Annotated in this window: 7 protein-coding genes; 6 read left to right on the plus strand and 1 reads right to left on the minus strand. The window is 67.5% G+C overall.

Translation table 11 applies throughout. The features are described 5' to 3' along the window. The first annotated feature begins 99 nt into the window (after nt 1–99). The 3 genes from IOC69_RS03580 to IOC69_RS03590 all read left to right on the plus strand — a co-directional run bounded on the left by IOC69_RS03580 (nt 100) and on the right by IOC69_RS03590 (nt 6,772). A complete protein-coding gene (locus tag IOC69_RS03580) occupies nt 100–5,151 on the plus strand; it encodes a hypothetical protein (RefSeq protein ID WP_290542158.1) in 5,052 nt (1,683 codons plus the stop codon). Between the two features lie 19 nt (nt 5,152–5,170). After that, nucleotides 5,171–6,148, plus strand: a complete 978-nt coding sequence (gene dgcA, locus IOC69_RS03585) for an N-acetyl-D-Glu racemase DgcA (protein ID WP_290542159.1) — start codon at nt 5,171–5,173, stop codon at nt 6,146–6,148. A 123-nt stretch (nt 6,149–6,271) separates the two neighbouring features. Beyond that, the gene (locus IOC69_RS03590; protein WP_290542160.1) at nt 6,272–6,772 is read left to right on the plus strand and encodes a hypothetical protein; all 501 of its coding nucleotides are present in this window, start codon (nt 6,272–6,274) and stop codon (nt 6,770–6,772) included. A 3-nt stretch (nt 6,773–6,775) separates the two neighbouring features. Here the strand turns inward: IOC69_RS03590 and IOC69_RS03595 are convergent, their stop codons facing one another. Continuing rightward, complete coding sequence (locus IOC69_RS03595) at nt 6,776–7,753, minus strand: threonine/serine dehydratase (RefSeq protein WP_290542161.1); 978 nt, start codon at nt 7,751–7,753, stop codon at nt 6,776–6,778. 195 nt (nt 7,754–7,948) lie between these two features. Here IOC69_RS03595 and IOC69_RS03600 point away from each other — a divergent pair, with 195 nt between their 5' ends. From IOC69_RS03600 to IOC69_RS03610, 3 genes are all read left to right on the plus strand, one after another. Then, nucleotides 7,949–9,997, plus strand: coding sequence for an NAD(P)-binding protein (locus IOC69_RS03600; protein ID WP_290542162.1), 2,049 nt, complete (start codon nt 7,949–7,951; stop codon nt 9,995–9,997). A gap of 132 nt (nt 9,998–10,129) precedes the next feature. Continuing rightward, nucleotides 10,130–11,428: a L,D-transpeptidase family protein gene (locus IOC69_RS03605; RefSeq protein WP_290542163.1), complete on the plus strand. Its 1,299-nt coding sequence runs from the start codon at nt 10,130–10,132 to the stop codon at nt 11,426–11,428. Nucleotides 11,429–11,569: 141 nt separating this feature from the next. Further along, nucleotides 11,570–12,403: a bifunctional allantoicase/(S)-ureidoglycine aminohydrolase gene (locus IOC69_RS03610; RefSeq protein ID WP_290542164.1), complete on the plus strand. Its 834-nt coding sequence runs from the start codon at nt 11,570–11,572 to the stop codon at nt 12,401–12,403. Nucleotides 12,404–12,409: the final 6 nt, after the last annotated feature.

Consider the following 12,409-nt stretch of genomic DNA (forward strand, 5'->3'; position numbering starts at 1 on the left):
CCGGAGACGAAACCCCGGTGCGGACGACATCGGATGCGGCCGGGGCAGCGCGGCCACCCGACGGGAGCCGCTGGTTCGTAATTGTGCGGGAATTGACACATGGCCAACACCACAGACACGCGCCGTTCTGACCGTCGCCAGGCCGACGCCGACGCCATGAGGCGCGAGTCGCCGAGGCAGCCGGGGGAACCTGTCAAGAGCCGCCCCGCCAACGAGAACGATCCCGGCACCGCCATGCTGCTGGCCAAGATGCGCCGCCGGCCGTCCTTCTCGCCTTATGCGCTGGCGGCCGTGATCTTGACCGCGCTGTGGGCCGGCGGCTGGTTCTTCGCCAATTCCGGCGCCTTTGGCGGCGGCGCCAGCGCCGCGGCGGCGCTGCAGGCGCTGGCCCTGCTGCTCGTGCCCATCGCCGTGATCTGGATCGGCGCCTTCACCCTGTGGCGCGCGGCGGACATGCGCCAGGTGTCGGAAGCCCTGTTCCAGTCCGCCATGCGCCTCGTCCGCCCGCAGGACATCGCCACCGAGGGCCTGACCACCATCGCCCAGGCGGTGCGCTCCGAGGTCGATCTCCTGGTGGGCGGCGTCGAGCATGCGGTGCAGCGCGCGGCCGTGCTGGAGGAGATCGTGCACAAGGAAATCTCCGCCATCGAGCGCGCCTTCGGCGGCAACGAGGAGCGGATCCGCAACCTCGTCGCCGGCATTGAGAACCAGCGCTCGGCGCTGCACCAGGCGGCGCTGCTCATCTCGAACGACACCAACCCGCTGATCACCAGGCTCGAGAACAACACCAAGAACCTCGACGGCATCATGATGTCCGCGCAGGACACGCTGGGCCGTCTCGAGGGCGGCCTGCGAGAGATCTCGGGCTCGGTCTTCAGCGCCATGGAGGACATGGCCGACCGCGCCAGCGCCGCGGGCTCCGAGGTCTCGCTGCAGACCGCCCACATGGAGGATGTCTCCACCCTGATGCTGGGCCAGCTGCGCGATTTTTCGCTTCAGGTGGGCGCCCAGATCGAGCAGATGCGAATGGCCTATGCGGCGCTGAACACCGAGACGGCGGATTTCAGCCGCAACGTGCAGGACATGGAATCGAACGTGACGGGCCTCGTGCGCAACGCGGTCGACTCGCTCGCCGCCGTTCACGAGGACATTTCGCGCGCCATCGAGCGCTCGAGCGTCGGCTCGGCCGACCAGATCCGCCAGCAGGTGGCGGAACTCGCCGAGGTCGTCCAGACCACCGGCAGCAATCTGGGCTTCCACCTCAAGTCCGTCGCCGAGGACGTCACCGGCAATGTCGAGCGCGTCAGCGCCGACACCTCGCGGCTCATCGAGCAGAGCCGCGCCATGGTCACCCAGGGCATGCAGACCGTCGCCACCGGCTATATCGAGCGCGTCGCCCAGTCGCGCGCCGAGCTTATCACCTATCTCGACCAGTCGGCGTCGGGCGTTGCCGCCGCGATCGACGAGGCGACCGAAGCGGCCGCCAGCCGCCTGGACCAGACCGGCGCGGCCTTCCTCACCGGCCTCGACCAGACCTCGGCGGCGCTGCTTGAGGAGCTGGGCTCGATGAGCACCGGCGTCTCAGGCCGCATCGAGCAGACCACCGGCCGCCTGATCGGCGAGATCGGCAACCGCGCCGAAACCATTATCGCCCGGCTCGACGACTCGGCGGGCGGCGTGTTCTCGCGCCTCGACGAGCAGGCCGGCCTCATCTCGACCCGCGTCGAGGAAACCGCCACGCGCCTTCTCTACGCCATCGAGGACCGCACCGCGGCGGCAACCGCGCGCGTCGGCGAGGCCTCGGGCCAGGTTCTGGCGGCGCTGGACCGGCAGAACCTCGATTCGGCCGACCGCGTCACCGAATCCGCCGCCCGCGCCGAAACGGCGATCGCGCGCGCCACCGAGGCGTTCACCACCCGCATCGCCGCCTCGCAGGACGGCATCGTGTCCCGCGTCGACGACGCGGTCTCGGCGGCGCTCGCCCGCCTCGAGGACACATCGGCAGAACTCCGTGCACTGATGAACCAGTCGAGCGGCGACGTGCTGAACCAGCTCGACGGGCGCACCCGCGACATGCTGGACCAGCTCGACGCCGTGCTCGGCGCCGCCAACGCGAGGCTCACCGGCGCGGCCACCGCTTTCCACGCCGTCATCGGCCAGACCAGCGACAGGCTGGAGGACCGCATCGGCGTTTCCGGCGAGGCGCTCAACGCCCTTATGGCCACGGCCGTCGAAACCGCGCGCTCGCGCATCGACGAGGCCTCTGGCCTGTTCCACTCGATCGTCGAGCAGGCGACCGGCAACATGGAATCCCGCCTCGGCACATCCACCACGCTGATCGAGGACCAGGTGTCGCGCGCCATCGCCGCCGCCACCGGCCGCCTCGATGGCACCACCCGCATGTTTCAGGAGCTGATCGGCGGCGCCTCGGAGGAGATCGAGCGCCGGGTGGACAGCGCGGCGGAGCGCTTCTACGGCCAGATCGAAACCTCGGTCAGCGCCGCCACGGGCTCGCTCGACCAGGCCAACAAGACCTTCCAGAACGTCATCACCGGCACGGCGGGCGCCGTGGCCGCCCAGATCGGCACGGCAACGCGCGAGATCGTCGGCTCGGTCGAGACCACCGTGACCGAGGCCTTCGGCCGCTTCGAGACGTCCGCCACCTCATTCCAGGCGCTGGTCGCGGGCTCGGCGGACGATCTCGAGCAGAAGGTGGATGGCGCGGCGGAACGCCTCTTCGTGCGGATCGCGGAGACCGCGGCGCAGGTCACGAACCAGATCGACGACGTCAACGAGCGCGTTTCCAGCCGCCTCGGCGAAACCGCGGGCGGCGCCACGGCGCGCATCGAGACCGCGGCGCGCGGCGTCAGCGAGCTGATGACGCAGACCAGCGCCACCATCGCCACCCACCTCAAGGACACCGCCGCGATCGTCAACCGCGAAATGGCCGAATCGGGCGTGGCGCTGGCCGAGCGCATCGAGAATTCGGGCGGCCAGGTCACCGACAAGCTGATCACCGTGTCCGACAGCTTCACCCACAATCTTGCGCGCGCCCGCGAGGACCTGCTCACCATGATCACCACCTCGTCCGAGGACGTGACCAAGCGCCTCGCCGACACGACGATGCAGCTCTATGCGAAGCTTGACGGCACCACCAGCTCGATGACGGGCCAGCTGGAGCAGACGGCCACCAGGCTCTACACCAGGCTCGACCAGGTCTCGGCCCATATGTCGGGAGAGCTGGAGCAGACGGCCCAGCGCATCACCGATTACATCTCGACATCGGCCGGCGATGCGGTGACCAAGGTCGCCTCGGTCACCGACCGGCTCACCACGCAGCTCGACAACTCCTCCCAGCAGCTGGGCCAGCTGATCGACCACACCTCGGAGCGCCTGGGCAGCCAGCTCGATCAGGCGGCGACCGATCTCTCGGCGCTGTTCGGCAACTCGACCGAGACGCTGACCCGCCGCCTCGACGAGACCTCCTCGCATCTCTCGGAGATTTTCACCACCAACACCGGCATGCTCAACGGCCAGCTGGAGGAAACCTCGGCGAAGCTCTCCGATCTGTTCACCACCAACACCGGCATGATCAACAGCCAGCTGGAGGACACCTCGGCCAAGCTGCAGGATCTGTTCACCGGCAACACCGGCAAGATTTCGGAGGAGCTGGGCGAAACCTCGGAGCGGCTCTCGAACCTGTTCTCGGTCAATGCCGAGCGCCTCAGCGAAACGCTGGACACGACATGGAACAGCTTCTCGATCCTCTTCAGCGACAAGACCGAAGCCCTCACCGAGCAGCTTGACCGCACCTCGGCGGATTTGAACGAGCTGTTCATCGCCAACACCCGCATGATGGCCCAGCAGATCGACAAGACGGCGACCGAGATGACGGGCAGTTTCTCGGAAACCGCGGTGCGCGTCAGCCAGCAGGTGAGCGACGTCAACCGCGTCATGGCGCAGCGCCTCGGCGATGCCTCCGCCGAGGTCACCTCGCAGCTCGACACGGCAGGCTCATCCATGCTGGCCCGCATCGAAAAGACCGCGGAGGTCCTGCGCCAGCGCTTCGACAATTCGACCGGCATGCTGGAGCGCGTCACCGGCGAGCTGAACGACAAGCTGGACGGCACGGGCCTGCGCTTCGCCGACGTCCTCGACCAGGCGTCGAACGCCATCCTCGCCGATCTCGGAAAGGCCAGCCAGACGCTCAGCGCGGAACTGGGATCAACCACGGCGGAAATCACCAGCCGCATCGCGCGGGATTCGAGCGAGCTCTCATCCCGCATCGCCGAGGCGGCGCGCGATCTCGAGCAGGTGTCGGCCACCACATCCGCCAAGCTGGAGGACGCCAACCGCAAATTCGCCAAGCACGTGGAAACCGCAACGAGCTTCCTCGCCGGGCAACTGGCAAGCGCGGCGAGCACCATGGACGAGCGGCTGGAGACCGTGGCGGACGACCTCGTCGGCCGCCTCGAGGGCGCCTCCACCCGCGTCTCCGAGCGCCTCGACGACGCCACCACCCTGGTGCAGCGCTCGATCGAACGCTTCAATGGCGAAATCGAACGCGTGCTCGCCGACAGGAAGCAGGCGCTCGAAATCCTGGTGGCCAATGCCGCCACCCAGACCCGCGACATCGACAAGGTCATGGGCAGCTACATGAGCCTCATCGAGGAATCGCTCACCGCCTCCGAGGCCAAGGCGCGCGACATCGGGCGCATCGTGGCCGAGCAGTCCGCGCTCGCCACCCGCAACCTCGAGAAGGAGATCGAGCGGCTGGAGGAAACCTCCGGCGGCCAGATCGCCCAGGCGGTGCGCGTGCTGCGCGACCAGCACGAACGCGCCATGGCGGCGATGAACGAGATGCTGTCCTCCACCGCCACCGACTTCCAGCAGACCGCGCAGGACATGCGCCTCACCGCCCAGCAGGTGGTGAAGGACATCGACACGGCGCGCGGCGATCTGCTCCGTGCACTGACGGAGCTGCCCGAGGAGACCCGCTCCAACGCCGACGCGATGCGCCGCGTGGTGGCCGACCAGATCGGCGCCCTCGCCGCCCTCGCCGACGTGGTGAAGCGCCAGGCCGGCGCGCTGGACGTCTCGGGTCCGGGCGCCGCCGCGGTCGGCCGCGGCAAGCCGCCGGCGAAGAACTGACGCCGCGGCGGAAACCCCGGTGCGCCTGACGATCGCCGAGGAGCGCTGGCCCATCGCCGGCAGCTTCGCGATCTCGCGCGGCAGCAAGACCGAGGCCCATGTGGTGACGGTGACGCTCGAGGACGGCGGCGTTGTAGGCCGCGGCGAATGCGTGCCCTATCCGCGCTACGCGGAAACCGTGCCGCGGACGGTGGCCGCGCTCGAAGCCGCGCGCAGCCGCATCGAGGCCGGCATCGCGCGGGAAGATATTCCCTCGATCCTCCCGCCCCACGCCGCCCGCAACGCGCTCGATTGCGCGCTGTGGGACTTGCACGCCAAGATGGCGGGAGTGCCGGTGTGGCGGCTTGCGGGCCTGCCCGAACCCAGGCCCGCCGTCACCGCCTATACGCTGAGCCTCGATACGCCCGAAGCCATGGGCGAGGCCGCGGCGAGGGCGGCGGACCGCCCCCTCCTCAAGCTCAAGCTCGGTCGCGAGGGCGATGCCCGGCGGCTGAAGCTGATCCGCAGGAACGCGCCGTCGAGCCGCCTCATCGTCGATGCCAATGAAGGCTGGAGCCCCGGCAATCTCGGCGCCATGCTCGCCGCCTGCGCCGATGCCGGTGTCGAACTCGTCGAACAGCCGCTGCCCGCCGAGCATGACGGTGCGCTGCTCGGCCTCTCCCGCAACGTCACCGTCTGCGCCGATGAATCGGCCCATGGTCTGGACACGCTCGACGGGCTCATCGGCAAATACGATGCGATCAACATCAAGCTGGACAAGACCGGCGGCCTGACGCCCGCCATCGCGCTGGCGCGCGCCGCGCGTGAGCGGGGCCTCGGCATCATGGTCGGCTGCATGCTGGCCACCTCGCTCGCCATGGCCCCCGCCTTCCTGCTCCAGCCCTTCGCCGGGGTCATCGACCTCGACGGACCCCTGCTGCTGAAACAGGACCGCTCGCCCGCGATCCGCTTCGACGGCAGCCTCATGCAGCCGCCGCCGCCTGCCCTCTGGGGCTGACCGCCCGGCGCTCTAAACCAAAGATTCACCACTCGCCATGATTATGCAGGACATTGGCGCCCGGCGCCTGGCGCAGTTATGGGGCATGCCCGCCCCGGTGAGTTTGTGTGAGTGGAGTTGCGTATGCCGCCCAGAGAAGTGCCGCCGCGCGTCCGGCCGACCCAGCTTGAACCAGGGGATTTCGACGCGATCCGAGAGGCGGTGATGGAAACCCCGCGCGGCCGCTGGTTTCTTGACGAATTCTCGGCCAGGCTGCGCCGGGCGGAAACATCCAGCCTGCGGTACAGCATGCGGCGGCTCGAAACCGCCATCGCGGCCAACCATGACGAAATCATATCGCGCCTCGCCGCCGCGCTGCGGGAGGACGCCGCGGAACAGCCCCCCGTGCCCGACGGCGATCCCGAGCCGCGCCTCCGCACCGGCCATATGACCTATTTCCGCGCCGATGAGGACATTTTCGAGCCGGCGCCGGAGGCGGCCACCGCCCAGGCGCCGCGCCTCATCGACATTGCGCCGTCGGAGCCCGCGGCACCCTTGACCCGCCGCCGCATCATCATCACCCGGCGCAAACCCGGCGAAGCCTTCGACGTGCCGCTGGCGGATGAATTGCCGAAAGCGTCCTGATTTTCAGATCTCGCGGTTCAGGATTTGCGCAAAGAGGCCAGGGTCGCAGTTGCCGCCCGAGGCGATAACGCCGATCGCCTTTCCCCTGGCCGCGATCTTTCCGGAGAGCACGGCCGCCAGCGCCACCGCGCCGCCCGGCTCCAGCACGATCTTCAGCACCCCGAAGGCGAAGCGCACGGCCTCCGCCGCTTCGGCGTCCGTCACGGCGAGGCCCTCGCCCAGCAGGCGCCTGTTGATGGCGAAGGTCATCTCGCCCGGCGCAGGCGACATCAGCGCATCGCAGATCGAGCCCGAGGGCTTCGGGTTCGTCTCGATCCTGCCGCTCGCCAGCGAACGCGCATAATCGTCGAAGCCCGCGGGCTCCACCGAATGCACCCTGGCGCCGGGCTGGAGTTCTTCCATGGCCAGCGCCACGCCGGCGGCGAGGCCGCCGCCCGAACAGCACACAAGAACGCCGTCGAGCCGGATTCCGCGGTCATTCGCCTCCGAGGCAAGTTCGAGGCCGACAGTGCCCTGCCCCGCGATGATGTCGGCATGCTCGAAGGGCGGCGCCATCATGGCATGGCGTTCCGCCCGGCAGCGCTCGGCGATCGCCTCGCGCGATTGCGTCGCGCGGTCATAGGTCACCACCTCGGCGCCATAGGACCTGGTGTTTTCCTGCTTGATCGCCGGCGTGTCGGCCGGCATGACGATCAGCGCCGGGAGGCCCTTGATCTGGGCGGCGGCAGCCACGCCCTGGGCATGGTTGCCGGAGGAATAGGCGACAACGCCGCCCCTGGCCTTCTTCGCATCGAGCTTCGAAATCATGTTCCACGCGCCGCGGAACTTGAAGGACCCCGTGCGCTGCAGGCATTCGGCCTTGATCAGGATGCGCCCGCCGGTCAGCGCATTGAGCTTCGGGCTCTCAAGCACGGGTGTCCTAACGGCAAATCCCTCGATGCGCCGCGCCGCCTTCTCGATATCCCTGAATTCCGGCAGCATGTGACCCCGCATAATCTTTTACGGGCCGAACATAGCCGGGGTGGGGCCGCATTTGCCAGAACATGATCCGCAAAAGCGGAACCGGTTTTGCGGTAAGATCATGCCCAAGCTATTGACCTGGCGCATGTTCGGCCGAGGCGGTTCCGCCTGAACGGAACCTGCGCTAGGCTGCGATCGGCAACCCTGGGAGCTGACATGACCCGCGACCCCCGCTACGACATTCTCTTCGAGCCCGTCCGCATCGGTCCCGTCACGGCGAGGAACCGCTTCTACCAGGTGCCGCACTGCAACGGGATGGGCTATCGCGACGCCTCGGCCCTGGCCGCCATGCGCGGCATGAAGGCGGAAGGCGGCTGGGCCGTGGTCTGCACCGAGATGGTGGAAATCCACCACACGGCGGATGTCGCTCCTTATGTCGAGCTCCGCCTGTGGTCGGACCACGACATTCCCATGCTCGCCCGCGTCGCTGAGAAGGTGCATGAGCACAATTCGCTGGCGGGGATCGAGCTCTGCCATTCGGGCCATACCGCCAACAATCTGTGGACCCGCGAGGTGCCTATCGCCGCCAGCCCCATGCCGACGGCAAGTTACTTCCACGATCCGGTCCAGGCGCGCGGCATGGACAGGCAAGACATCCGAAATCTCCGCCGCGCCCACCGCAAGGCGGCGCTGCGCGCGAAGCAGGCGGGCTTCGACCTCGTCTATGTCTATGCCGGCCACGGACTCGGCATTTTCCAGCACTTCCTGTCGCGCGCCACCAATTTCCGGACCGATGAATATGGCGGCTCGCTGGAAAACCGCGCCCGCCTCCTGCGGGAAGTGATCGAGGACACGAAGGACGCCGTGGGCGATACCTGTGCGGTTCCGGTGCGCATCGCGATGAGCGAGTTCATCGGCCCGGCCGGCCTCGAGCCTGCGGAAGTCGAAGACGCCATCGCGATGATGGCGGAACTCCCCGACCTGTGGGATCTGTCGCTTTCCGACTGGTCGAAGGACAGCCAGACCTCGCGCTTCTCCGGGGAAGGCTTCCAGGAGCCCTATATCAAGGGCGTGAAGAAACTGACGACCAAGCCCGTCGTCGGCGTGGGCCGCTACACCTCGCCCGACACCATGGTGCGGGTCATCCGGCAGGGCATCATGGACATGATCGGCGCGGCGCGCCCGTCGATCGCCGATCCTTATCTTCCCAACAAGATCCGCGACGGCCGGCTCGAGGATATCCGCGAATGCATCGGCTGCAATGTCTGCGTGACCCACGACTATACGATGACGCCGCTCCGCTGCACCCAGAACCCCTCGATGGGCGAGGAGTGGCGGCGCGGCTGGCACCCGGAGTCGATCCGCCCCAAGGAGGAGGACAAGCACATCCTTATCGCCGGCGCGGGGCCTGCGGGTCTCGAAGCGGCGCGCGCCCTGGGCCAGCGGGGGTTTCAGGTGACGCTCGCCGACAAGGCTTCGCAGGCGGGCGGCCGCGTTGCGCGCGAAAGCCGCCTGCCGGGCCTCGCCGCCTGGGCCCGGGTGCGCGACTGGCGTTTGCTCCAGCTCAACAAGCTGCCGAACGTCGCCATGTATCTCGAAAGCGAGATAACACCGGAGACCGTGGCGGAGCTTGGGCCCGATCATGTTCTCGTCACCACGGGGTCCGAATGGCTGCGCGACCTTACCGGCCGCCATATGGCAACGCCCTTCCACCCTCCGGAGACCTGCGACGTGCTGACGCCCGATGACCTGATGGCCGGCCTGAGGCCCAGGGCGAAGGATGTGGCGCTTTACGACGACGATCACTACTACATGGGCGGCGTCTGCGCCGAGCTGCTGGCGCGGGACGGCCACCAGGTGACGCTCGTCACCCCCGCAGCCGTCGCCTCCGCCTTCACCAAGGCCTCGCTGGAGCAGAAGGCGATCCAGAGCCGCCTGCTGAAGCTTGGGGTCAGGGTGCTCGCCAACCACGCCGTTGTGGCCATCGGCGAAGGCCATGTGACGCTCCAATGCGCCTACACGGGCGAGAGCACGCCGCATGCCGCGGGCTCCGTCGTGCTGGTGACGGCCCGCCGCCCCATCGACAGCCTCTGGCAGGCTCTCGCCGGGGCGGGCATCGCCGCCAGCCGGGCGGGCGATTGTTATGGCCCCGGCACCATTGCCGCCGCTGTCCATTCGGGCCGCCGCTTTGCCGAGGAGTTCGGCTCTCCGACACTCGATTTCCTCGAGATTCCCTTCCGGCGGGAGGTTACGGCCCTCGAATGACGCAAGCCTGCCCCATTCCTGCCGAACAAGGCCTTTAAACGACGGGCAATCGGGACTGGACTTTGCAGGCTTAAGCCGCCATTTACTCACTTCGCCGAGTGTAAATGGGCTTTGTTCAAGAGGATTTCACGAGTGTTGTCGCGTCGCGCCTTCAGCCGCAGCCTTCTTGCCATGGGCAGTCTCCTCGCCCTGGGGACGGCGGCGCTTGCCCAGCAGCAGGTGCAGACGGGCTCGCTCGCAACGCCAGCCCCCGCCAAGGCGAAGCCCGCCAAGTCAGCCAAGGCCGACAGCCTCGCCACCCAGACGGAGATCGTCGCGGGCCAGCAACAGCAGCCGATGCTGAGCGTCAATTCCGTCTCCGCCATGGAAGGCGCGATTTCCCTTTATGAGGAGATCGTCTCCGGCGGCGGCTGGGAGGAGCTTGCCCCCGGCACCCTCAAGAAGGGCGCCAAGGGTCAGGCCGTGATCGCGCTGCGCCAGCGCCTGATCCGCGAGAATTATCTCTCCTTCGACTCGCTTTCCTCCGAGACGGCGGCCGTCTTCGATGACGAGATGGCCGATGCGGTGAAGGCCTTCCAGACCAACCATGGCATCCTGCCCTCCGGCATCGCGGCGGAGAAGACGCTGGCCGAACTGAACGTGCCGACCGAGACCCGGCTTGGCATGCTGCGCGAGAACCTCACCCGTGTCGAGGCCTATGCCCAGGACCTGACGGGCGATTTCGCCATCCTGGTCAACATCCCGGCGGCCCAGCTTGAAACGGTCGAATACGGCCAGGTCTATTCGCGCCACAACATCGTGGTGGGCAAGCTTGAGCGTCCCTCGCCCACCCTCGCCTCCAAGGTGAGCGACATCAACTTTAATCCCTACTGGAAGATACCGGCCTCCATCGTCGGGAAGGACATCATCCCCAAATATATGGCGGACCCAGGCTATCTCCAGCAGATGAATATCCGCATCTTTGACGGCGTCGAAGGGCCCGAGGTCGACCCCGCGATCATCGACTGGACCACCACGCCGCCGGAGCGTTACTTCTTCCGCCAGGAGCCGGGTCCGCACAATTCGCTGGGGTCGGTGAAGATCAACTTCCCCAACAAGTTCATGGTCTACATGCACGACACGCCGCACCGCGAGCTGTTCGGCCGCAACGTGCGTTTCGAAAGCTCGGGCTGCGTGCGCATCGACCAGGTGCAGACGGTGGTGAAGTGGATCCTCGACCGCACCCTGGCACCGCTGGACGAGCCGACCTACCTCGCTCTCGTCAACTCCACCGAACAGTACGAGCAGCCGGTCGACAACGGCCCCGACGTGCGCTGGATGTATCTCACCGCCTGGGCCACCGACGACGGCCGCGTGAACTTCCGCCCCGACGTCTACAGCCTCGACGGCACGGACTTCATCTTCGGCCAGCCGCAGCCAAGGACGTATTGAAGAGAATTCCTTCTCCCATCGCGTTGCGACGGGGGAGAAGGACCTGCGGTTCCATTTCCCTTCCGGAACCCCCGGCATTCTCGCAGCTTGCGGCATGCCTCCACCCGCCCTACCCTGCGGTCAAACCACACGGAACCATCCATGACCCGCAGCTACTACGCCGCGCATGGCGGCCACCCGCCGCAGACCGAGCTCCTGACCGGCCGTGCTGTGTTCACCGAGGCATATGCGGTGATCCCCAGGGGCGTGATGCGCGATATCGTGACCAGCGTTCTGCCCTTCTGGAGCGGAACGCGCGCCTGGGTGATTGCCCGGCCGCTGTCGGGCTTTGCCGAGACCTTTTCGCAATATATCATGGAAGTCGCGCCCGGCGGCGGCAGCGACAAGCCGGAACCGGCGAAGGAGGCCGAGGGCGTTCTCTTCGTGGTCGAGGGCGAGATGACGCTCACGCTGGAAGGCCCGGCGCACCGGCTTACGGCGGGCGGCTATGTCTATCTTCCGCCGGGCGCGAACTGGACGCTGGAGAACCGCAGCGCCGCGCCGGTGCGCTTCCACTGGGTGCGCAAGGCCTATGAGGCGGTGGAGGGCATTCCGCCCCCGGAGGCTTTCGTCACCTCGGACGCGGAGGTGACACCGACCGCCATGCCGGGAACCGAGGGCAAGTGGGCGACGACCCGCTTCGTGGACCCGGGCGACGTGCGCCATGACATGCATGTCAACATCGTCAGCTTCGAGCCGGGTGCGGTCATCCCCTTCGCCGAGACGCATGTGATGGAGCATGGCCTCTATGTGCTCGAAGGCAAGGCCGTCTACCGCCTCAACAGCGACTGGGTGGAGGTGGAGGCCGGCGACTTCATGTGGCTCAGAGCCTTCTGCCCGCAGGCCTGCTATGCCGGCGGGCCCGGCCGCTTCCGCTATCTGCTCTACAAGGACGTGAACCGCCACATGAAGCTCAAGAGCCCGTTCGCGCGCTGAGCGCCG

The sequence above is a fragment of the Aestuariivirga sp. genome (assembly GCF_020252405.1).
GTDB lineage: Bacteria > Pseudomonadota > Alphaproteobacteria > Rhizobiales > Aestuariivirgaceae > Aestuariivirga.